Annotated in this window: 17 protein-coding genes; 13 read left to right on the top strand and 4 right to left on the bottom strand. The window is 50.4% G+C overall.

Features of this window, described 5'->3' with window-relative positions; all coding sequences use genetic code 11:
- Positions 1-16: 16 nt before the first annotated feature.
- A complete protein-coding gene (locus ABD014_RS06325; RefSeq protein ID WP_343858856.1) occupies positions 17-1795 on the top strand; it encodes a DUF6382 and FHA domain-containing protein in 1779 nt (592 codons plus the stop codon).
- A 135-nt stretch (positions 1796-1930) separates the two neighbouring features.
- On the opposite strand, the gene ABD014_RS06330 is transcribed toward ABD014_RS06325, so the two are convergent.
- The 4 genes from ABD014_RS06330 to ABD014_RS06345 all read right to left on the bottom strand — a co-directional run bounded on the left by ABD014_RS06330 (position 1931) and on the right by ABD014_RS06345 (position 6600).
- Complete coding sequence (locus ABD014_RS06330; RefSeq protein WP_343858858.1) at positions 1931-2914, bottom strand: TIGR01777 family oxidoreductase; 984 nt, start codon at positions 2912-2914, stop codon at positions 1931-1933.
- Positions 2915-3010: 96 nt separating this feature from the next.
- A complete protein-coding gene (locus tag ABD014_RS06335) occupies positions 3011-3478 on the bottom strand; it encodes a DUF2621 domain-containing protein (protein WP_343858860.1) in 468 nt (155 codons plus the stop codon).
- Positions 3479-3537: 59 nt separating this feature from the next.
- Positions 3538-3987 (bottom strand): GNAT family N-acetyltransferase, encoded by a 450-nt coding sequence (locus ABD014_RS06340; protein ID WP_343858863.1) that lies wholly within the window; start codon positions 3985-3987, stop codon positions 3538-3540.
- Between the two features lie 333 nt (positions 3988-4320).
- On the bottom strand, positions 4321-6600 hold the full coding sequence (locus tag ABD014_RS06345; RefSeq protein ID WP_343858866.1) for an MFS transporter: 2280 nt from the start codon (positions 6598-6600) through the stop codon (positions 4321-4323).
- Between the two features lie 163 nt (positions 6601-6763).
- On the opposite strand from ABD014_RS06345, the gene ABD014_RS06350 reads away from it, so the two are divergent.
- The 12 genes from ABD014_RS06350 to ABD014_RS06405 form a co-directional block, all read left to right on the top strand.
- Positions 6764-7486 carry a response regulator transcription factor gene (locus ABD014_RS06350; RefSeq protein ID WP_343858869.1) on the top strand — a complete coding sequence of 241 codons (723 nt, stop codon included), beginning with the start codon at positions 6764-6766 and terminating at the stop codon, positions 7484-7486.
- Positions 7476-8612 (top strand): sensor histidine kinase, encoded by a 1137-nt coding sequence (locus tag ABD014_RS06355; RefSeq protein ID WP_343858871.1) that lies wholly within the window; start codon positions 7476-7478, stop codon positions 8610-8612. The genes ABD014_RS06350 and ABD014_RS06355 overlap by 11 nt, the downstream gene beginning before the upstream one ends.
- 102 nt (positions 8613-8714) lie before the next feature.
- Complete coding sequence (locus ABD014_RS06360) at positions 8715-9827, top strand: deoxyribonuclease IV (protein WP_343858873.1); 1113 nt, start codon at positions 8715-8717, stop codon at positions 9825-9827.
- A gap of 84 nt (positions 9828-9911) precedes the next feature.
- Positions 9912-10808, top strand: coding sequence for a formyltetrahydrofolate deformylase (gene purU, locus ABD014_RS06365; protein ID WP_343858877.1), 897 nt, complete (start codon positions 9912-9914; stop codon positions 10806-10808).
- Positions 10809-11016: 208 nt separating this feature from the next.
- Positions 11017-13359, top strand: coding sequence for a DUF7408 domain-containing protein (locus tag ABD014_RS06370; RefSeq protein WP_343858879.1), 2343 nt, complete (start codon positions 11017-11019; stop codon positions 13357-13359).
- A complete protein-coding gene (locus tag ABD014_RS06375) occupies positions 13356-14285 on the top strand; it encodes an ABC transporter ATP-binding protein (protein ID WP_343858882.1) in 930 nt (309 codons plus the stop codon). Before ABD014_RS06370 ends, ABD014_RS06375 begins: the two co-directional genes overlap by 4 nt.
- Positions 14282-15229, top strand: a complete 948-nt coding sequence (locus ABD014_RS06380; RefSeq protein ID WP_343858885.1) for an ABC transporter permease — start codon at positions 14282-14284, stop codon at positions 15227-15229. Before ABD014_RS06375 ends, ABD014_RS06380 begins: the two co-directional genes overlap by 4 nt.
- A gap of 254 nt (positions 15230-15483) precedes the next feature.
- Positions 15484-17226 (top strand): phage tail tape measure protein, encoded by a 1743-nt coding sequence (locus ABD014_RS06385; protein WP_343858888.1) that lies wholly within the window; start codon positions 15484-15486, stop codon positions 17224-17226.
- A 24-nt stretch (positions 17227-17250) separates the two neighbouring features.
- Positions 17251-18240 (top strand): AAA family ATPase, encoded by a 990-nt coding sequence (locus tag ABD014_RS06390; RefSeq protein WP_343858890.1) that lies wholly within the window; start codon positions 17251-17253, stop codon positions 18238-18240.
- A complete protein-coding gene (locus ABD014_RS06395; RefSeq protein WP_343858893.1) occupies positions 18237-19250 on the top strand; it encodes a DUF58 domain-containing protein in 1014 nt (337 codons plus the stop codon). The genes ABD014_RS06390 and ABD014_RS06395 overlap by 4 nt, the downstream gene beginning before the upstream one ends.
- A 496-nt stretch (positions 19251-19746) precedes the next feature.
- Complete coding sequence (locus ABD014_RS06400; RefSeq protein ID WP_343858895.1) at positions 19747-21918, top strand: vWA domain-containing protein; 2172 nt, start codon at positions 19747-19749, stop codon at positions 21916-21918.
- Positions 21902-24487: VWA domain-containing protein (locus ABD014_RS06405; RefSeq protein WP_343858897.1), on the top strand; the 2586-nt coding region annotated here is incomplete at its 3' end. The genes ABD014_RS06400 and ABD014_RS06405, both read left to right, overlap by 17 nt.

Consider the following 24487-nt stretch of genomic DNA (forward strand, 5'->3'; position numbering starts at 1 on the left):
AAGGAGGGATGCTTTGATGCCGGCGTATAAGGTTGATTTTATGAGGAATGGCGGTACCTACATGATTTTGAAGGCTGAAGGCGGGCTGAAATCCAAGGATATTAATCGCGTTCAGCATACGATGCTGGCCTCAGTGGAGATTCCTGGCTTGCTTCCGGTTGACCTTCGTGAGATTGATTTTGACGTTAACCTTCATTATGAGATTACTGGTAAGCGTATGCTGTCCCAATGCTTGAAGAATGACAAACTGAGCGCACAGGAGTTCTATAGTCTACTACTACAAATTGTTGCGATCTTGGATGATAGCCATCAATATATGCTGTCTCCCTCCAATTTCATCATAAATGAGGACTTTATATTCGTTGAAGAGCCGCTCTCTTCAGCGGTGCTGTATCTCACCTATGTTCCTACTCGTGAATCGGTGGCTGGCCAAGAGCGGCTGGGTCTATCGCTGCTGACCTTGATTACCCGTATTTTGAACAGTGTAACCATTGTTGAAGGCGGCGGAATCCAGAGAATAGTCAGCTTCTGCGGGGATGAACTATTCTCTACATCATCACTGAAAACGATGCTGCTTGATCTGTTGGGCGGACATAGATCAGAAGCTATGGACGTAGACCTAATCAGTGGGGATGACACCAGACGGGGGCGGACAGATTCGTCGGTCATAATTAGAGAATACGTTCTGTCACCGGAGCGTTCCACGCAGATGAAGCCTCATGATAGACAAAATCCCGCACAGCAGCATGAGCCTGTAAAGGCTGGAGAGATGAACCGCAGGGGGAATAATAAAGCTCGGGCGGATCTCGATCTAGATCCGTCATTTGCAGGAATGTGGAATACACCTGCAATCGATACGGATGATGACGAGAGTGAGCCGATTAAAAAAAGCAGCAAATTTACATATTATTTGCTGGGTACCTTGCTAGCTGTAGCGTTCTGTTGGAAATTTATCTATCTAGATGCTCCCAACTCATGGGGACTCTATGTTTGTATTGGCATTACTCTTATTCTAATTGTCATATTGCTGCTCGTACGTAAGGGTCGGTTCGATGCGGTGACTGGAGGTGTATCTGAAGTCATTAGTCGCTTAAGCCGGCGTTCTTCCGGGGACGAAGCGGCAGATGCGGATGAACCTGAAAACTGGAAGGAGCCTTGGAACGGAGGATGGGGGAGTCAGGACATAGCAGCTGGAGGCAGCACGCGTAAGCAAGATACTAATCAGGATACATTTAGACAGATGCCTGTATGGTCGGAGGTTATGGACCTTAGGCAACAAAGGGATGAGTCGGAATCCTCTTTGGTCATGCCGAATTCAAGATCCTTAGCGCAGGTCCAAGGCCGATCCATGGAACAAAGTGGAATGACTATGGGCCCATCTAACCCGCCTCCTGCAACAGAAGAACCGATATCCCAGCCTGCAACAGTGCTGCTAAGTCGTATGGATGCTCCGCCCAAAATACCATCTCCAAGAGAGTCTTATCGTCTCGAGAGATATGGTGCGGAGGGAGAGCAGGCGAATAGGCCCGAAGTTATCACTTTGAAGCCAGGTAGCCTCGTGATTGGCCGTTCTGAAGAGGTTGCCGGGTATATCGAGCGGGCAGTAGGTGTATCGCGAGCGCATGTCGAACTGATGGTGCGCAAAGAGGGCTGTAGTATTAAGGATCTTGGTTCCCGCAACGGCACATTGCTTAAGGGGGAGATTATTGCCCCGTATAAGGAATATCCTATGGAACCGGGGGATATCTTTATGATCGCGGATAGCACCTACAAGTTAACCATGGAGAATACATAAAATAGAATTGAAGCACTGTGGCATAGAATCTTGAATTCAGCCCCGGTCTGATCCAATCAGGATCAGCCGGGGCTGAATTGCTGTAGCGATTAGGTTTATGTATGTCGTGAATCTCCTTGACTTCTGAAGGAACATCTAGCGCCTCTGCTTGAGATTCGTAAGGGCCTCTTCCAAGTGAGGGAAATTATATGTAAAGCCGGATGAAGTAGCGATCTGTGGAAGGACCCGCTGTCCTTCAAGCAGCAGTAGCGACATCTCACCGAGTACAGCTCTAAGTACAAACGCCGGGAGCGGGAACCAGAAGGGTCGATGGTGAACACGTCCGATAGCGCGTCCAAATTGCTCATTGGTCACCGGATTTGGACTGACCGCATTAAGGGGACCTGATATTTCCGGATGGGTCATACAGTAATCGATCAGCGAGACGATATCATCGATATGAATCCAGGGAACCCATTGCTTGCCCGTTCCGATTCGGCCGCCGGCTCCAAGCAGGAAAGGCAGCCGCATCATCGGGTATGCACCGCCCTGATTTCCCAGCACTACACCGGTGCGTAGTAGAACAAGACGAGGCCCTGTAACATTCGCTAACTTCCCCTCATGACCGAGTTCTGCATATTGGTCGCTGAAAGATTGCAGAATGCCCTGTAGGGCCGTCTCTTCCCAGGAAGTCGTAACTCTGGCAAGGAAATCCGTGGCAGAGTTAGGAGAATGCTCCGTGAATTCCTCGGTAAGCGAAGTGCCGTATATACCGACCGCAGAGCCTTGTACGATGACCCTCGGAGCCTCGTTTCCTAGCATATTGATCCAACGCCCCAGAGTCTGGGTTGTTTGCAAGCGTGAATCCATGATTTGCTGCTTCGCTCTCCGGGTCCAGCGCTGACTAATTGTCGCGCCAGCCAGATTAACGAGACCATCTAGCCCCCGAAGCAGGAGTGGGTCCTGATCTATATCGTTCCACGTATAGTAGGATAACTGCCGCGAAGTGGATTCGTTGCGAGGAGCTTGTTGATGCGAATTACGACGGGTGACGATTATGATCTCATGCCCTTTGCTAAGCCAATATTCGGTCAGATCGCTGCCAATAAATCCACTTCCGCCAAGGATTGCATATCTCAACTAACTTCCTCCTTTTCTCTAGATAATGAAAACAGCATCCCAGTAAGCTCGATGCATAGCTAAAGGGTGCTGTAATTTGAATTCCTCTCATAGACATTATTTATTCATTAAATGTTGGTAAGGCTTATAATCAATCTTATTCTTCTCTAGAAAAGTAATAAGAAACTTATTGTCTCGCTTCGGCGTCGCCGAAATATAGCCTTTGATGCAATGCTCCTGCGTAACGGCATTGGCATGCTCTTCCAAGGCGATTCTACCGATTTCCGCAGCGATGGAATGCTTGGCGATGTCGCGGAACGGGCCTGGAACTGGTTGAACCAGCATATCCAGGAAGGCTTTGCTGTCTTCATTCCATAGATGGCGGCTCGTCTCCACCCAATGGTTCTGCCAGTCCAGCTTGGACTTGCCGTCTGCCTTAGGCAGTACTTTCAGGAACTTGCGGAACATGAAAAATCCGCCGATGCACATCATTCCTAGCAATATGAATCCCCATAGCGCGATAGAATTCATGAACCAGCGATTGGGCTGGGTTGCTGCGAGAAATAGAAACGATGTATGTACCATTTGAATGATCACCTCATTTTGCAATATATTCTTTCATTTAGCATATTATTGCATTACTTTCAGATAGGCATCTCCAACAGCGGGAGCTTTCTTCCTTCAAAAACAGTTGATTCGATTTCTCCAATTCGTCTTGCTCCAATCGCCAGATAAAAATCCTCCGCATTTGGGTCGCTATGGATTAGAATGGAGTGCGCGTTTAGTTCTTCCGCGACCTCAAGCATGTGCTGCCATAGCCGTCTTCCGTATCCTTTTCCTATCTCATTCGGATCAATAAATAAATTGCTTAACAAACAGGAACCGTCTTCAATCTCCAGCCCTATAAAACCCTTGATGACCTTCTCATCTTCCAGAACAAAAATAATAGAAGATAAGATATCCTCAGGCAAGATGGTTAAATCCTTGCGGCAGGCTTCCATAAAGTCTTCGCTGTAGCCCCAGTAGGCCTTTGAACGAAATGAAAGCTCGCTTAAATAACCTGCTTCATCGATCGTCGCTTTACGTATGTTCATAGTAAGCTCCTTGTTATACAAACGACTTGATATGATAAAATTAATAAATTTCGCTGAAGAATTGTCTATTTTGTCACCAATTTATGTTTGTCTTGACATGAAGTATAACTTATTTTCCGTTTTTTTTCGAGAGTGCAGCTCCTTTTTCGTAGTTTATTATACAAGAACATTTTCTCCAATCCGGTAATTAGAGATTGACAGAATGCCGAGCCTTCAAGGTTACGGCTCGTTGAAACCGTCGTATGGAATTAAAATCCATACGGCATCGTCGGTACTTTCGCTCATAACCAACTTCTCCTCACTTTTTGGTCATATTCTTTTCTATACGATCATTTAGGGACCGCTGACAGTAGCATCGTTACGAATGCCGATATCGTTCAGATATACTGAGCCTTGGTCTGTCTTATCGAATATAAAGCTGATTTGACTGAGCTGTTCAGGCTGGAAGGCTGGATTTACTTGTTTGAAATCGTCCAGTCGGAAAGCAAAGTTCTGAAACACGGGCTCCCGTGTTGGCAGCAGCGACGTAAACGGCCATTTTAAAATGTCGCCTTGGAGCATCGGCAGTAAGCTGGCGTTGCTGCTTAACGGCAATGCTGCGGTATTTCCGCTCTTATCAGCAACCTGTACAGTTAAATCAATAAGCGCTTCCTGCGTATCTGTCTTTTTCTGATCGTCGCGATCAGCCATAGAGAAGACAAGGGAGCTTCCCGGTTCCCTAGCGAGCCCGGTGTCAGGCAGAGCCACCGTATAGCTAGGGAGATCATCCGTCGCTCTGCGATCCCAGCCAAGTTGGACTGCGCTGTACAAGTCAGAGGCATATTTCATCCTGACTTTTTCTTCTTTCCATTCCTTTAATGACTTTCCAATCAGCCGTCCGCCGTCAATTGTCGTCGTAGATAGATCGATATCCTCATCAAAGCTGCTGATAAGCGTGGTGTCGGCATCCCAATAGTTGCTGATGTACATCGTGTCTGGAAGCCATTCTTTGGCATAACCAAGGTCTTTAAAGACGCTGAGGTACTGCTCTTGCTCTTGCAGCGTGGCATCCAGAAAGGAAGAGATGAGTACCTTTGCCACCCGCAATTGATCCTCCTCAGGCAGAAGCTGGGCGGTATTATAGAATTTGTTGCCAAAACCGATAATATCTGCTCTGCCCCAAGTGGTATTAAACTGTCCATGATTAGCTCCATAAACATATACGGATGCCTTAAAGTGAGGCCCCTTATTGGAAAAGCCGATTCGGCTGTACTGGCTTGCAGTGGCAAATGAGCTGACGTCCATATCATGTGAGCCCTGAATGGTCAGGTAGCTGACGTCGCTCAAGGGGGTCGATTGATCAGCGGGCTTATATTGTCCGTCGGTACCGGCAATCGAAATAATGGAGCGGATGCCAAAGTTATAATTGAATGTTATATTGCCGTGCTCGGGAGCTGCCGGCAGCTTGTTGTAGGCTGCTGCTATAGCTACTGCCTCGCCACCCCGGGAGTGGCCGATCAGCGATATTCGGCTCATATCCGCTTTATTGAAGAACGGATTGCCCTTCGTGCTGTTCCATTCCTCCCATACCTTCAGATGCTCCAGGATCAGCCAGCCGCGAGCCGGATTTTCATTTTTCAGTACACTCAGCATGAACAGATCGTCATAGGGTGACGTATTTAGAAAGTTCTCATCGATGGAAGCAAAAATATAGCCTTTACTGGCAAGCAGATTGCCCAAATAAGCATACCCCGGATCCGAATAATCGGTAGCGAGATGGTTTCCATGAACAGCGATGACTAATGGAAACGGGCCATCGCCCTCTGGATACCAGACAAGCCCGTTAAGCGCCATTTGCTCTGGTCCGAATCCGAAGGTTTTCGTGCGGATCGAGGACCAGTTTTCCACAAATGCCGATCCATCCACCTGCCTGGTTATCAATGAATCCTCGGCATTAAATTCCTTGCGGTAGCTGTCTGCGCTTCCATATGTCAGGGTTTTGACGGGATAAGTACCGGGTTCGGCCGGGTTCGCCATTGCCACAGGATAATGCTCGGTGGTCTTGATGGCCTGCAGCCGGTATGGCTTCGGCAAGTCGCTGTTGCCACTGCCAAATAGCCAGCAGCCGCCCAAGAGAATATAGGCAGATGCCACTCCCGCCATTATGCCGGAGAGAATTTTGGATAGCTTTTTTGCCTCGCGATATTTGCCAGTGAACCAGCGGGACATCAACATCCCCAGCAAGGAGAACGCTACGATGATGGATAAAGCGGCGATAAACATTAACTGCATAGGGCCGATAAAACTGATAATCAGCAGGCAGAGTGAAGTGAGGGCAAGCCAAATATATCGGGTGGGCATTTTCTTGGCCCCGTGAAGCAGCAGGGCGATGACACCGGTCAGCAGGACGGTCGCAAGCAGGAACAGGATGATCCCGATAAGGTAAGGGATGGCTCCCCGAGCGCCAATCATGTTATACCCTTGCACAACATAGAGGCACAGGGCTGTAGCCCCCAGCGCAAGTGATGCTCCTTTCCATCCGGGGGAAAGCGGTGCTGGACGTTTCAGGAAACGGGCGACATGCGTTAATCTGAATCTGGACTTTTTCTTTTCTTGAATTACTGGATTTGCCATAGAAACTCCTCTTTCTTTTTAATCTATAAATGGTTGGAAGATGTTACGGGGTTAAGTATAAATTATCATTCTGTCTCCGAAGTTGCACGATTCTTAAATTAACCTTACGAGGCAGGATATTGGACGGGAAGCAAGAACAATTACGTGCGGAGGGGGAATTTCGATGCGTAGAACGATACTGCTCGTGGACGATGATCCGGATATTGTAGAACTGCTCAAGCTCTTTTTAGAAAAAGATTACGACGTACTCGAAGCAAATAATGGTATAGAAGCCGCAGAGCTAATCTCGCGGCATTCGATAGATTTGGCTGTGATCGATATCATGATGCCGGAGCTCGACGGCTATCAGCTGCTGCGATGGATTCGCAAGCAGTACAAGCTGCCGGTATTAATTGTATCGGCGAAAAACCAAGAGATCGATAAGATCGCTGGACTGGGCTTGGGCGCGGATGATTTTGTCACAAAGCCGTTCAGCCCGCTGGAAGTGGTGGCGAGAATACAAGCTCAGTTTAGGCGAAGCTATGAATTCAATGAGCCTATCCCGGCAGGAGCGGACGAAGAGGAAGCGCCGATAAAGATAGGCAAGCTCTGCCTGGATCATGAAGCCTGCATGTTGGTTAAACGAGGCGAAGCTATTCCGCTAAGCGCGATCGAATATAAGCTGCTGAAGCTGCTGATGAGCAAGCCGGGGCGTATTTATACCAAAAAGCAAATTTTCGAAAAGGTATGGGAGGACATTTATGTGGCTGATGATAATACGATTATGGTGCAAATCAGCCGGCTTCGGGATAAAATTGAGGATTCGCCGCGAGAACCGATGTATATAAAAACGATACGCGGGCTCGGCTATCGGTTTGCCAGGGAGGAGGAGCTGGATGAGGCCTAAATCAAAATTGTTCGGCATGCTTGTCCGAAACTATATATTCTTTTCGCTGACGGTGGGTTTGACCGTATTCTTGCTGTTGGTCTGGTTTATTGTGCAAACAAATCATTACTCGGTTGAACATACGCCAGCTCAGCAGCTGGCCAACAGCGCAGCAGGAACACAGGAGGAACTTCGTCTCTTCTGGAGCACAATGCTGGAGATGGGCCTGATTTTCGTTGTTCTGTTCGGAGCCAACGTTTATGTATACAGCCGGCTGACCGCCGTGAGGATTACCAATCCACTAAGCGCGATTGCCTCGGGAATACGCAGCGTGGCTGGCGGACGTTATCATGAAAGGCTCAGTCTCGAAGCAAATTATGAGCTTGCACAGATTCAGGAGAGCTTTAATGAGATGGCTTCGAAGCTGGAGAAGGCAGAAGCGGATAAAAAACGGCTTGAGGAAAGCAGGCAGCGGATGCTTGTGAATCTCTCTCATGATGTGAGGACGCCGATCACGTCTATTCAAGGCTATGCGAAGGCGCTCCAGCTTGGCATGATAGAGGATGAGGCCCATGAGCAGCGGATTCTGAGTCTTATTTATACCAAATCACAGCTTGTCTCCGAATTGATTGACGAGGTGTTCGAGCTGTCCAAGCTTGAGAGCCCTGACTACCCGATTATAATGAAAGAGCAGGACCTTACCGAATTCCTCAGGGAGATTGCTGTGGAATTCTATGAACTGTACGAAGAGAAGCAGCTTAGCTTTGATTGTAGTATTCCTCAGGGGGAGATCATCGTGCCGTTTAATAAGAGCTTGCTTTATCGGGCGGTATCCAACCTGCTTGGAAATTCATTAAAATACAATCCAGCGGGGACAAGGGTGGGCTTGAAACTTGCTGATAGTGGCGAAAAGGTACAGATTGAAGTAACAGATAACGGTGTCGGCATATCTGAACCGTTGAGGGATAAAATATTCGGGGCCTTCGTGCGAGGAGATGCGGCAAGGAAGAGCGATGGCGGTACAGGACTTGGTCTGACGATTGCCAGGCATATTGCAGAAAAACACGATGGACGGCTCACGTTGGAGACGGGCGATGGGGAGTGGATCACCCGATTCGAATTGACTCTTCCGAAGAAGGTGACATGATAGCGATTATTCCTGTATTTGTCCGTATGACTTTATTTATTTGCGCAATCAAGCTAAAATAAGGGAAGTTTAGCGATTTACTGCCTAAAAGGGGGAATTTTAATGCTGAAAATAGGTTCACATGTGTCGTTCTCAGATAAAGGTCTATTAAGCGCAACAGGGGAAGCCATGTCCTATGGCTCAAGCTCATTCATGATATATACCGGTGCTCCGCAGAATACGCGGCGCAAACCGATGGATGCGATGTATTTGCTGGAAGGCAAGGAAGCGATGAAGGCGGCGGGGATTGAGGAGATCGTCGTACATGCGCCATACATCATTAATTTGGGTTCCTATAAATCCAATACGTATCAATTGGCGGTAGATTTCTTGCAGGAAGAAATTCGCCGTACTCATGCGATCGGGGTGCGCAATATTGTGCTTCATCCCGGTGCGTTTACGGACAAGGATGCCGAATACGGTGTAGCGCGGATTGCGGAAGGCTTGAATGAAGTGTTAAATGGAACAGACGCGACCGAAGTGAACATCGCTCTAGAGACGATGGCTGGCAAAGGAACTGAGATTGGACGCAGCTTCGAAGAGATTGCGGCGATTATCGATAAGGTCGAGCATAATGAACGGCTGACCATCTGCCTTGATACTTGCCATATTCACGATGCAGGCTATGATATTGTCAATGATCTTGATGGTGTGCTAGAGAAATTCGATCAGACAATTGGTCTTGATCGTATTGCGATTGTTCACATTAACGATAGCAAAAATCCGGTTGGCGCTGGCAAAGACCGTCATACGCCTATCGGTACAGGTTGGATCGGCTTCGAAGCGATCAATCGTGTCGTTCATCATGAGGCGCTGCAGGGGCGGCCTTTCATTCTGGAGACGCCTTGGGTTGGCAAGGATGCCAAGACTCAACGTCCAATGTATGAAGTCGAAATCGCCTTGCTGCGCGGAGACGTGGAGCAGCGTTTCGGCGTAGATTTCCTTGCCGATGTAGCAGGACTACATGACTTCTTCAACAAGCAGGATGTTCATTACCGTTCCTTCGTTCTCGATACTTGGAATTTGTTGAAGAATGATGCGAAGGCGAAGAAAGCGGACCCTCGCGAACCGTTGGAGCGTTTGTACGATATGGTGATTGCCGCGAATGTATTCCCGGATTACTCGGAAGAGCAAATCAATCATCGCTTGATCGCTTGGCTCGCGGGAAGAAACTAAACGCGATCCAAAGCGGTATTTTTGAACGACCTCTATTAGGTTTAAACATAGAATACTAGTGCGCCAGGGGGATATGAGAAATCAATGGATAAACATGCAAAAATAAGTGGACAAATCAAACCGTATGAGCACCATCGGGCTCGGATGCTGATCTCTTGCCCGGATGGCCCTGGGATCGTGGCGACAGTATCCCGCTTTCTGTATGAGCATGGAGCGAATATTGTGCAATCGGACCAGTATACGATGGATCCGGAAGGCGGAATGTTCTTCATGCGAATCGAGTTCGATCTGGATCAGCTTGAGGACCGCATAGACAGCTTGAAGCGGGATTTTGCCGAAATTGCTGATAAGTTCCAGATGGAGTGGAATATTTTCCAACTGAGCCATAAGAAGAAGCTGGCTATCTTCGTATCCAAGGAAGATCATTGCCTTGTGGAATTGCTGTGGCAGTGGCAAGCCGGTGATCTGGATGCGGATATCTCTATGGTCGTTAGCAATCATCCGGATATGAAAGAATATGTGGAGTCCTTCGGAATCCCTTACTATCACATTCCGGTTACCCCGGATACGAAGCGCGAAGCGGAGCAGAAGCAGCTGGAGATTGTGAACGGGAAGGTGGACTTAATCGTCTTGGCCAGATATATGCAGATCGTGTCGCCGGCCCTGATTCAGCCTTACCGTAACCGGATCATCAATATCCATCACTCCTTCCTTCCAGCCTTCGTGGGCGGGAAGCCTTATGCCCAGGCTTATGATCGCGGTGTTAAGATCATCGGGGCGACGGCTCACTATGTGACCGAGGAATTGGATGGCGGCCCTATCATCGAGCAGGACGTACAGCGCGTCAGCCACCGCGACGACGTGGCGGAGTTGAAGCGAATTGGTCGCACGATCGAACGTGTCGTGCTGGCCAGAGCTGTAAAATGGCATATCGAGGATCGTATTCTGGTTCATCAGAACAAAACAGTTGTATTCAATTAAATTTTTTTCTATAACAACCGCCATGGCAAACCTTATCGACTTGCATGGCGGTTGTTTTTTGAGAAGAAGAGAGGTTTATATTTCCTGCTAAGGTCGCTAAGTAACTTTATGTTCTGGGATCGCGTTAATATATTGAATGGTCATTGATAGAAAGATGATTTGAAGGTTGAGAGGGGAGAATCATTTGTATATTTCGGGGAAGCGTGGAATGTACGCGCTAATCTTATGTCTGCTCGTCATTGCCGCTGTTGTCGGGGGGAGTACGCAGCCAGTTCATGCAGCAGGTCCGAGGATTAGCGTAGAGAGTGAAGTTGGCTATCACGGAAGCTATAAAATGAACAAGTGGACGCCTCTGACTGTTACTTTAAAAAGTGATGAAGATATTAGCGGGGAAATTGTTGTCCAGGTCGAGGTTCCCTATTCAGGCAGCAGCCAGTCTTATGTGAAGAAGGTTGATCTGCCGGCAGGAACTGCCAAGCAGGTAACTTTTGGCATTATAGGCAACACATTTGATAAGAATAACAGTTCTATTCGCTTCTATAAGGATTCGGCAGAATCAGGGAGAAATATAGCTTTTACCTCTGGACAAGCCTATCTGCAATCGAATCAGAGAAACGGAGCATTTATTGGGCAGCTTGCTACCGATCCGGACAGCCTGAATTTCATGAAATTGTTGAACAATCAAAATAGCCCGCTTAACGTTCTCGTATTAGCTTCGGAACAAATATCTGAGGATACAGCTATGCTGTCTTCTTTTGATGTTCTGTTTCTTAACAATTTTGCCTCCGATACGATGGAGGAAGGGAAGAAGCAGGCTATTTCAACCTGGGTGCATCAGGGCGGAACCCTTGTATTAGCGGGCGGGCCTAGCTATCCGAAGACGGTCAAAGGTCTAGAAGCCTTATCGCCAGTTGAATATACAGGAACCAGGGAAGTCAGCTCACTGCCTGGGATGGAGAAGCTTGCGAACAAGGAGTTGAAGCTGGATCACGCAATTTCTATATCAACGGCGCAGTTGAAGGATGGAGCGGACAGCGTCGTTAACGTTCAGGACCAGCCGTTAATTGCTTCCTGGCCGCTGGGCAAAGGAAAGGTGATCTATGCCGCTTATGATCTGGCTGCTGAGCCGGTTCACAGTTGGAGCGGTCATGCTGATTTTTGGAATAGTCTGCTCCAGAGCAAAGTATCCGGTTCAGTTATGGATAGAAACAGTGGTACCCAAGGAATGAAAATTAGTCTGAATAATTATCTGAACTATTTTCCATCGCTTGCTCTACCGCCCTTTTCTTTATTCTTCTGGCTGTTGATCGGTTATGCTGTGCTCGTTGCCCCGGTGCTCTATTATGTACTTAAGAGATTTGATCGGCGCGAGTGGGCTTGGTTCCTGATTCCACTGATTGCTATTATTACTAGCATAAGCATCTATGTAACCGGTACTTCAGGGAAGTCCTCTCTGCAGGCGCATACACTGAATGTCGTAGAGCTGGATGGTCAGGGGCAAGGCACGCAATTGACAGCCTCGGCTTTGTTCGTACCCCGCGGGGGAAATTATGAGTTTGAAATACCAGGGGAAACTCACGTAACGAGTAAAAGAGAGGACGGTTATATTTCCGGAGGAGGAGAGGAAGGAATCAGCCGTCAAATGATCCGTGAGCAAGATGGCAATACGACACTCCATCTCAAGGATATGACCCATCGCTCGATGGCGAAGCTGTGGATTGAGCAGCAGACAGGAAGCTTTGGCTCGCTGGAGATTGAGGTTGCGCTGGATGCGAAAGGAGTTCCACAGGGGACTGTAACCAACCGCTTGAATCGTGATCTTAGTGATGCGGCGTTAATTTTGGGCGGAAATATATTCGTCTTAGGTGAGCTTGCCAAGGATCAAACGGTGCAGATTCCCGCGAATTATACCTCTAGCACATATGGCAGCTACAGTTCGATATTGTTCCCGTACCCGAGCGGTCCATCGGATGAGAAGAATAGAGAACGCGGCATGATGAACAGCTTGCTTGAGCAGAACACAGGCTCAATGAGCAATATTCTAATCGCCTGGAGTAAGGATTCATTTGGCGGATATACCGTGAATGGGAAGAACCCAACTACAGACCAGCTTAACATGTGGGTGCAGCCTGTAACCGTGCAATTCAAGCCATCCAAGGCAAATGAAATTGATGTGCCATACGGCTATATCCCTGCTCAAATCACGAGCGTATCCACGATGAGTTGGGGGACGGACTACGGTTCAGATAGAGTAAATATGGATAAGGGTGAAATGCAGTTTGAATTTGCTCTGCCGATGCCGGGCAAGATCGATTACACTTCACTGAAGCTGCAGCAAAATGATCCTGGCCAGCGAACGAAGACAATGATCTGGAATTTTACTGAAGCCAAGTGGGAAGATCTGACTTGGAGCAATGGAGAAGCACAAGTCTCCGAGCCCGTCTCCAATTATGTACTGAACGGCACAGTGGTGAGGGTCGCCGTGAATGCTGAAGAGTGGTCCAGCTTTGACATTCCGAAGATCTCGTTGAAAGGCCAGGTGAGCCCATGATCGAAATTAATAATTTGACGAAGGAATATGGAAGCTTCCATGCTTTGGAATCCGTCAATATAAATATTGATAAGGGGACGGTATTCGGTTTTGTCGGCCCTAACGGGGCAGGCAAGACGACCACGATGTCCATTCTGGCTACGCTGCTGCTCCCCACCTCAGGGACAGCCAAGGTAGGCGGCTATGACGTTGTCCAGCATCCGCATGAAGTACGTAAAAGAATTGGTTATATGCCCGATTTCTTCGGTGTATATGATCAGTTTAAAACGACAGAATATCTGCATTTTTATGGTGCCAGTTATGGCATTCCAAGAGGGGAGCGGGATAAACTCATACCGCAGCTTCTGGAGCTGGTGAATCTGAGCGATAAGAAGGATAGCTATGTGGATAGCTTGTCCCGAGGGATGAAGCAGCGCCTCTGTCTAGCGCGTTGTCTCGTGCATGATCCCGAGGTGCTGATTCTCGACGAACCGGCCTCCGGGCTTGATCCACGGGCGCGCATCGAGATGCGGGAGATCATTAAAGAATTGAAGCTGATGGGCAAGACGATCATCATTTCTTCGCATATTTTGCCGGAATTGGCGGAGATGGTCGATGAGATCGGTGTGATCGAGCATGGCAGAATGGTGGCTCAAGGGAAGGTCGCTGAGATCCAGAACCGCTTAAGAGTCAAAAGAGTTCTTCATATCCGCACGCTGGGTCAAGCGGACAATCTAGGCAACTGGCTGCGGGACGAGGCTTATGTCAGTCAAGTGTTCGTTGATGCTACCGGTGTCCATATCCATTTCAATGGCGGCGATCAGGAACAGTCCGAGCTGCTGGCCAGAATGGTCTCGGCTGGCTTCAAGCTAATCTCCTTCAATGAGGCGCAGACCAATCTCGAAGATGTGTTCCTGGAGATTACGAAAGGGGGAAGCGGCGAATGAATTGGCGAAGCATATTGATTAATCCCGTGCTGGACAAAGAATTTCGGCTCAGAATGAGAACCCCCCGGTCGGCGATTTCATTGCTAGCTTATGTGCTGGTGATGGGGTTGATCGCGATGGGCATCATCTATGTGTCAACCTCCGGCGGGATGGGCAGGTCAGGCCGCTTTGATCCGATGGTGAGCCGGATCATCTTCTATGCGCTGAGCTTCGCTCAGTTGATCATGATTGCGTTCATGACCCCGGCGTTAACGGCAGGGGTTATCAGTGGAGAGCGCGAGAAGCAGACGCTTAGCATGCTGCTAACGACACAGCAGAGCTCAGCTACGATTATACTGAGCAAATTGCTGTCATCGCTCAGCTTCATGACCCTGTTAATCATGGCGACTATGCCGGTATATTGCATCGTTTTCATATATGGTGGTGTATCCCCAAAGCAGCTTGTAGTTGTTTTTCTATTCTATTTGTTCATTATGCTGCTGCTAGGCTCTATCGGTATTTTCTTCTCTACCTTGTTCAAACGAACGATCATTGCAGTCATTGTGACCTATGGTGTCGGTTTAGTGATTTTTCTGGGTACGGGACTCATTTATCTGTTCGCCATGGCCATGACGCAAATGAATTATAATTCTATAAATCCACCGGAGTTTTCCTGGATCGGTTATATTCTTGGATTAAATCCAGGTGGAGCGCTGATCAGTATTTTTGAACCCTCTTTCTCCAAGACAGCCTTTATGTCCCGCGGAGGTAATATGGGGACTAGTGCACCGATTGAGCTGTGGCTGGAATTTATTATCGTCTACAGCGTAGTCATCGCGTTGATGCTGTGGCTAGCCATTCGCCATATCCGTCCGGTAAGACGGCGCAGCAAGGGCTACGATATGATGGAACAAAACTTCTCGAGTGAAGATAGCAATGAAGGGAAAATGGAGCCTCAGCAATAGGAGAAGTCTTAAAGAGTATAGATCGTAAAATAGCATTGTTCAGATTCACAATATTGCATATTCAAAAAGTTCAAATTTCAGCACCGAGAAGGTTGAATGAAGCTAGGACGTGAGGAGCGGAGCGTACGTAGTGGGTACGTGAGCACAGGAGGGCCCGGGTGAATTCAAGATTCGATGTCGAGAATACTCCCTGATTTACTTCGTGATCAAAGGTGGACTTTTTGAATTACCTCAAATAGAGAGGGGGGATTGGCTTGGAGACGATATACCACCAGCTAGAGATCGTACGCAAGCGCCTGAAATGGCTGCGCGCATTAGATCAAGCAAGGATGGGGCTATTGGTCGGCATTGCCTGTGCCCTGGTCTGTCTTATTGCCGGGCGGCTATGGCCGATTGAAGCGATATGGGCGTATGCTGCGGCCTGCCTGCTGCTTGCACCCATTGCAGGTGGACTCTGGGGCTGGTTTGCCCATGTACCCAACGGGCTGTCCGCCAGGACGATGGATCGCTTGAACCAACGCGGTGAAGCCGAAGACTTAATGGTTACAGCACTAGCGTTCACGGAATCAGATAGCCAGCTGGCTAGACAGCAGCGATTGCAGGCCGAGGAATATGGCGCAGCGTTTATTTCCAGGCTGAAGAGCAATCTTCCTCTCACACGCAAACCAAAATGGTGGATATTTATAGGATTAGGGGTTGCCGTAGCTGCCGCGTTTATTATTATGCCAAATCCGATGAATGACGTGATCGATAAGCATAAACAGGAGCGGCAATGGGTCAAAGCGCAGGTGAAAGAGGCGGATCAAATGATCGAGCAGCTTGAGAGTAAGTCATTGGACCCATTGGTCAAGAAGGCCCTTGATGAAGAGCTGCAGACACTACGGCAGTCACTGGAGGAGAGCCGGGCAGGGGTGCAGTCTCTTGAAGCACTTGAGAATACGATGAAGAAATTGCAGGAGATGTCTGACCGGCTTGAGCTTCAAGAGCAGGAGAGAAGCGCATGGTTAGATAAATGGAAGGCAAACCCATCTACGGGAGAGCTTGCTAACGGATTGCAGCAGAATGATCAAGAACAAGCAGGGAAAGAGATTGACAAGCTAAAGTTAGATCTGCCTAAGCTGTCACCAGCGGAGCGGAAGAAGCTGGCTGACGAGCTGCAGGGGCTGGCCGCGGAAGCACCACAGCATGATGAAGATGCGAAGCGGCTTGCTGAAGCACTGAGCAAAGCGGCTGCGGCGCTAGGCGAGGGCAATGCGCAAGAGGTGGAACTGGCGATGGAGCAATTGAAGCAGTTGGTACAAGAGAATGCTGGGGCTGCTGCATCACGTGCCCAGCAGCTTGCGGAGGCCTCTGAGCTTGCTTCGGCCTTGGCCGAGCAAGGACTCGGTCTGGCTCAGGATATGTCCGCCTCTGGGATGGCGGTCGCTGATAGCTGGAGTATGGGTGGCTTTGCTGAGCAGCTAGCTTCTTCAGAAACTGGCAGTGCTGGTGGAGAGGGTAGTTCAGATGGTACTGCAGGCAGTGGCTCAGCTTCGGGTGGCTCTTCCGGTTCTCAATCTGGAAGTGGATCTGGCGGAACTGGCCCCGCTCAGGGGAATGGTTCCTCCGCAGGCAGTGGTTCAAGCGGTGCGGGGACTGGGAGCGGGAATGGCAATGGTGCTGGAAGCGGAAGTGGAAGCGGGACTGGCAGCGGTGGGAACGGGGCCGGAAGTGGAGGCTCTGGAGCAGGACTAGGCAGTGGCGGTCGCAATCTGATTACCGCGCCCCGCGATTATAAAGGCAGTGGAAATGTTCAGAACGATGGCGGCCCGACTACTGGCGGTCAGGTGCAAAAAGGTGGAAAGTCGCCTGTTTTTGACGGTATTAGCCGCCCATATGATGAGGTATACAGTGATTACGCCTCTGAGGCCAAGCGCTCGCTGGAGCGGAGTGAATTGCCGCAGAGCATGCAGGGACTTGTAGAGCGTTATTTCATGGAGATAGATCCGGACAGTTAAATGAGCGAGAGGGAGGAATAAATCATGCCGGATACGAAGGAGCAGGCTACGGTCTGGAGAGAGACGATCTCTACTGTAAGGGAGGAAATCGGCAAGGTGATTGTCGGTCAGGAGGAGGTCGTCGAGCAACTGCTGTGGTGTATTTTTGCCGGGGGACATGCCCTGCTGGAGGGGATTCCCGGGCTTGGGAAGACGATGCTCGTCCGTACGATCGCGGATACGCTGGAGTTGTCCTTCTCACGAATTCAATTCACGCCGGATTTAATGCCGAGCGATATTACCGGAACGAATGTTATTCGCTTCGGCCCGCAGGGGACGAATGAGATGGTGTTCCAGCCGGGGCCGGTGTTTAGCCAGATTGTTCTCGCGGATGAGATTAACCGGGCTACTCCAAAGACGCAGAGCGCCATGCTTGAGGCGATGCAGGAGCAGACGGTTACCGTCAGCGGAGAGACCCGGCGTCTGCCGCAGCCCTTCTTCGTGCTGGCAACGCAAAATCCGCTCGAGAACGAAGGGACGTATCCATTGCCTGAGGCCCAGCTTGATCGCTTCATGTTGAAGATCAATGTCAATTATCCTACACCGAATGAATTGAAGCAGATCGTGCACAGAACGACGGCGGCGGAGCAACCGCATGCGGTTCGTCAGGCGACCGCGGAGCAATTGCTGGAGATCCGCCAGACCGCCAAAGAAATTCTGTTAGCTGATGAAGTGCTGGACTATGGTATCTCTCTATTGATGATGACCCATCCCCAGGAAGCATCGGCACCGGAATCGGTCCGTAAATACGTTAGCTTCGGTTCGGGTCCACGTGGAATTCAGTCCATGGTCGCAATCGCTAAAGTAAGAGCGCTCTGCAAGGGACGCTGGCATGTCTCGACGGGAGATCTGGCTGCAGTTGCCGTTCCAACCCTGCGCCATCGCTTATTCTTGAATTTCGAAGGCCAGGCGATGGGTATATCGACGGATTCACTGATTGAAGAGATTATCGCGAAGCTGGAGAGCTCACGATGACAGCTCCTTTATTACCTCCGGCCTTCTTGCCACGTCTGGAAAGGCTGTCGCTGATATCTGGCAGGCGAGTCCGGGGGACGGCACAGGGCAAACGCCGTTCCGGCAGCTTTGGAGCCTCGCTGGAGTTCGCCGATTATAGGCAATATTCTCCCGGCGACGATATCCGCCGCTTCGATTGGAGCGTCTATTCCCGGACGGGGCGTCCGTTCGTAAGACAATATTGGGATGAGCAGGAGCTTCCCATCAGCCTGTATCTTGACGTGTCTGCCTCTATGGATCACCGCGGAGCAGGAGGAGCTACAACGTCTGGACAGGCTGCGGGATCGTATCGTGAACCGTCGGCAGCTGAGGGTTCGACGAATGGAAGTGCGCTCAGCGGGATCGTCTCGCAAGGAGGCGGTAGCGAAGATTCTAAGCTGCAATATGCCAAGCAGTTGGCCGCCGCCGTAGGTTATATAGCCTTGGCTGGCTCAGACCGGGTGCAGGCCTATTTGTTCAACTCCAAGGTGGAAGCCTCGCTTCCGCCGCTGCGCAGCAAGGCTGCGGCAGTGAAGCTGTTTTCATTTATACAGTCGGTGAATGCAGGCGGGGCGGGAAATATGGCTTCGGCGCTGGGCAGTGCGCAGTTCATGCCCCGGCAGCCAGGAATGGCCTGGATTTTCTCGGATCTATGGTTGGAGGGCGGACTTGAGGAGCTAAGGCAGAGCTTGGAAATGCTGCAGGCGGCAAGACAAGAGATCGTACTGGTTCATATCCTTTCCAGGGAAGAACTTAATCCACGACTCAGCGGGGACCTGCGCCTGATCGACATTGAGCTAGGGACAGGCAAAGAGGTTGCTATCACCGGCAAGGTACTCGAGAAATATATGGCGGCCCTGAAGCATTATATAGAAGGAATCTCCCGTTACTGCAATGAACGTGGAATCCGTTATGTCATGGCCCCATGCGACCAGCCTTTGGAGACGGGGATTTTTGAAACGCTGCGCAAGACAGGGGCTATTGGGGTCTAGGAGTTGTGTAAGCTTGGGATTCGATGCCCCGGGCTTACTGCTAAATTGGATCCGTGATGGAGATATAGAACTTAGAACTATGTTCCGTATAGAAACGTAGCATGTAACTGTGGAGCGGAAATACCTGCAAAAATGCATCTTTTTCCCAGTGGGATCCCTTGAAAAGAAAAATACCTGCAAAAGTGCAGGTTTTCTATACGTTTTAGCCCTGACTCTCGGAAAATGAGGACAAAAGCCTGCAGATTTGCATCTTTTTCTTAAAAGAGTGGGTTTGGCGAATAAAAAGATGCAAATCTGCAGTTTTTAAAACCGTCAAGGCAACTTGGTAGGTAAAAGAGGGAAGCGGCGTTGTCTCTTAGATTGGAGTCATCCTGCTTGCTGACCAGCAGGTTATGGATTAGCAGCGGTGTGGCCGCTCGCTCTTGACTGGCCTTGATTTAGAGGGCTTTCTTAGCGAAATGCCGACTTGATGAACTACCTTAAGGAGGGGAGAAACATGGGGATAGCGTTGTGGTCCGGCCTATGGTTCGGTTTGGCCATTCCGGCCATTCTGCTTATGTATCTGTTCAAGCGAAAATACATAGATACGACGGTATCGAGCCACCTGCTATGGAATCATGTTCTCCGCAACATTGAGGCGAACCGTCCTTGGCAGAAGCTGCAGAATCGTCTGCTGTTATGGCTGCAGTTACTTGCGGCTGCACTGCTTGTATTTGCACTTATGGCTCCATATTTATGGGTCCAGGGCGGTAGTAAGCATACGATTGTGATTATTGATGCCTCGGCGAGCATGAGTGCGATCTGGGATGAGCAGGCAGAGCAGGGGGCCGATTGGGCTGGTGATACAGGTGCCGAGAATGGTAAGTTCCTTCGGGAAGCAGGGAGTCTGAGCACGCAGGCCGGAAGTGAACCCGTTCGACAGGCAGCTGGAAAGTCCGGGATGACCAGTTTGGGCGGAAAAGACGTAAGGCAGATCGGAACGATTAGTCGAATGGAACGGCTAAAAAATGAGCTAGGCCAATTCACTGCTTCACTGAGCAAGAAGAGCGAGCTGACGCTGCTTAAATTGGGCAGCAAGCCGGAGGTGCTTCTGTCGCGGGAGAATGATCGCGGTAAATGGAAGCAAGCGATATCGGCGTTAGCTGTGGACTATGGGGTATCCGCGTATCGTGAGACGCTGTCCCTGGCTGCGGCCATGACGAAGGATGATCCGGAGGCGCAGGTCGTTATTTTTACCGATGGGAGTTGGATGGAGCGGTCTGATGATATTTTATTTGATGTTCCTGTCAGTATTATGACGATTCGTGATGCGAAGGCTGGCAATGCTGCCATTGAACAGTTTGGGGTAAGAAGTAATGAGGCATCTGGAACGGTAGATGGGGTTGCCATCGTTCGCAATAATGGAAGCGATGAACTGGAGGCGGAACTGGATCTATACGGAGACGACCGGCTATTGGCTTCGCGTCAAGTTATGATTAGTGCGGGACAAGCTATTACAGAATCATTTGCTGAGCTACCTGTGGCGGAAGTTTATCGGCTTGCGCTCAGTCCGGGAGATTCTTATCTATTGGACAATGAGGCATATGCATTTCAGGAGCAGCATACCGCTCCTGATGTGCTGCTAGTCTCTCGTGGCAATCTATTTCTGGAAAAAGCGCTGCAGCTAGCTGGAGCGAGCGTAATCCGTATGACTCCAGCTGACAAGGATGGGAATGGAGAGGTGACAGAGCCCAAGCTTCCAGAGCCAAAGCCGGATATCATTGTCGCTGATGGCATTATGCCGGATTACATGCAGCAAGGAGCTTGGGCGGAACTGGTATCCCATACTCCGCTGTGGACCATCGGAGGAGATGGCGACAAGCTCCAATTGTCAAGCGGAGAACTGAAGATAGAGGATCATCCTCTGACCCGTTATTTTACGTTAAAGGATTCACCAACAGGCTTTCTTCAGCAAGCGCAGGTACCTGAATGGGCCAAGACAATTATGAAAATCGATGGATTGCCAGCGATCTATGCGGGAAGTGAAGCCGGTACAGCAAGACTCGGATTTCTGTTTGCACTTGAGGATAGTGATCTGCCGTTACGTCCCGAATTTCCGATACTGGTGCATAATGCGGTGGAGTGGCTGCAATCCGGAAGGGCCACTGGCCTTGGTAGGGCTATGGTTGAAGCAAAGGTCGCCATTCCAGTGAATGCCGACGCCAGGCAGGGGAGATGGACTCCAGTCAGCGGGTATGCGATGTTAAGCAAAGCTGCTGATATCCCCGCAGAATCGAAGGATGGAAGCATATTGGCTGAGCAGACAGCACCGATGATTCCCGGATTGTGGCGGTTCGTACAGCGTGATGTGGATGGGAATGAGTTGGCCAGTTACTATTTACAGACGACAGCCAGTCCGCTGGAATCGTCCACTCAAGCATTGTGGCCATTGCAGCCGGTTGCTGCAGCGCAGGGCGGAGAGCAGATGGACCAGTCTGGAACTGAAGTAGCTGACGGTGCAGGGAATAGCACAGCAGTACAGGTCAGCGAGTCCGGGCAGACAGCCAGGGCGGGAGAAGAGCAAGGAGATTTTTCGAGCAGGTACTCGCTTGCTTTCCTGATCGCGCTGCTCGCTTTTATCGTTATTTTTGCCGAATGGGGGGTGTATCAGCGTGGGCGTTCAATTTGAGCATCCCTTGTTCTTATTGTTATTAATTGCAGTGGCGGCCTTTGCTGTATATGCCTTCCGCAGCGACTTTCGCTTAAGCGGAGCGAGGAGAAAATGGGCGATCGGCCTCAGAATCACAGTAGCGATATTGCTCGTTCTCGTGATGTCAGGCTTCCATACCTTCAGGTTGGTGTACGACAAGGAAATGGTCTTTGTCGTCGACCGTTCCGCAAGTATGCCGGAGGGCGAGCAAGCATTGGGGTGGATGAATCAAGCGGCTCAGGGCAAAAATCCCCGGGACAAACTGGGCATCGTCGGGGCGGGGCTTGATGCGGTCGTGGAGAAGAGCCTTGATACTGCCTGGTCGGCAAATACTGGCTCGAAAGCAGCGATAAACCCGCAGTATACAAATCTCGAAAAGGGGCTTCAATTAGCTGGCAGCTTGTTCAGCGGGCATGGGGGCGGACGGATCGTTCTCATCTCAGATGGGGAAGAGAATGTTGGCGATGTACGCTCCGCTGCTCTGTTGTTGCGGGAACGTGGAATTATGCTTGATGTGCTGCCGAGTGTGCGCAAGCCGATCCAGGATGTAGCGATAGAGTCCCTCAAGATGCCGGACAAGTTGTATCAGGCCGAGTCGTTCAGCTTCGAGGTTACGGTGCAGAGTACTTTTGCCGGAGAAGGGGAACTAAGGCTCTATGAGGATAATGAGGAGATCGGCCGTACGAAGCTGACGCTGGAGCGCGGAGAGAACCGTGTGGCTTTGCAGGGCTTGGCTCGAAAAACCGGGATGCATCGGTATCGGGCTGAGGTGTTCGCCTCTGGAGACGAGCAGGCAGCGAATAATGTGTCCTACGCTTTTACGAGAGTAACAGGGAGCCCTAAGGTGCTGATCGTGGAAGGAGAAGCGAATACGAGCACCAATTTGGAAAATTCGCTCAAATCCAGCTTGATCAACTATGAGGTCACTGCCCCTGGGATGCTTCCGCTTGAGCTAGCGAAGTATGCTGGATATGACAGTATAATTTTCAATAATGTGTCCGGTGAGCAGGTTGGTGGCAAGCAGATGGAACTGATTGAACAAGCGGTACGTTCTTACGGCATCGGGTTCGTGATGGTCGGCGGAGAAGACAGCTTTGGAATGGGTGGTTACTTCAAGACGCCAATCGAGAAGCTGCTGCCAGTATCGATGGAGCTGGAGGGCAAGCGGGAGGTTCCGTCGCTCGGTCTGATTCTGGTGATTGACCGTTCCGGAAGCATGGAGGGCGATAAGCTCAAGCTGGCCAAGGAATCGGCGATGCGCACGGTTGAACTGCTCAGAGCGAAGGATACTGTGGGCGTGGTGGCATTTGATGATCAACCTTGGTGGGTTGTTGAACCCCAGGTTCTCAGCGATAAAGACTTTGTTCTATCGCAGATCAATAGCATTCCGAGCGCTGGTGGTACGGATATTTATCCTGCGGTTGCTGATGCGACGAAGAAGATGCTTGATGTCGAGGCACAGCGCAAGCATATTATTCTTTTGACAGACGGCCAATCGGCAGGTAGTTCCGGTTACAACGATCTGCTGAATACGATGCTAGAGGAGAAAATTACGATGTCCACCGTGGCTGTCGGCGAAGACGCGGATGTGCAGCTGCTGCAGTCGCTGGCAGATGGGGCCAAGGGGCGCTACTATTATGTTCAGGATGCAACGACACTGCCGGCTATCTTTAGCCGTGAGGCAGCGATGATATCCAGAACTTATGTGGTGAACAAACCGTTCGTTCCGGCGTTAGTACAGCCTGGTGATTGGCAGTCTTTGTTCGCTGCCGGGCTACCGCAGATTTATGGCTATGTAGCGGCTACGCCAAAAACGACGGCGCAGACGGTTCTGTCCAGCCCGGAACCTGATCCATTACTTGCACGCTGGCAGTATGGTTCAGGGCGTACTGTAGCCTGGACTAGCGATATGACCGGCAAATGGTCGCGGGATTGGGTAGGTTGGCCGCGGTTTGCCGAGATTTTCGCGGAGATGGTGAAGTGGACGTTACCGCAATTCACGGCTTCGGATTATGCTGTGCAGACAACGGTTGAAGGCAATCAGGTCCGTTTCGAAGTTCGTGCAGACGGTGAAGCCCTGCCTGGAAAGCTCGATGCTGTAATCAGTTCGGAAGCCGTACCGGAACAGCGGGTGCCGCTCCTTCAGACTTCTCCAGGGGTTTACACGGGTTCGCTGGAGGTGAGCGATCCGGGCTCTTTTCTGGTGCAGCTACAGGGGGGAGAGAACGGGGATGGGCTTCGGCCAAGCTATGGTTCGGGGAGCGGCTTCGTTGTACCGTATTCTCCCGAATATTCGCTGGCATCCGGGAACCCGCCTGACAGGCTCGCCGCTCTGGCCGAGCTGTCCGGCGGGCGGGTGCTGAGCTGGGATAAGCCGGGCGAAGCGCTGAAGTATCATGCGGCGGGCTACGCCGAGCCGCACGATTGGGAGCGCCCGCTGCTGATCGCGGCGCTCCTGCTCTGGCTGGCCGACATCGCCGTGCGGCGGATGTCGCTGCCCTGGGGCCGCATCGCGGAGCGCTTGCGGCCATGGGGACGCCGCGCTGGA

The sequence above is a fragment of the Paenibacillus motobuensis genome (assembly GCF_039521865.1).
GTDB lineage: Bacteria > Bacillota > Bacilli > Paenibacillales > Paenibacillaceae > Fontibacillus > Fontibacillus motobuensis.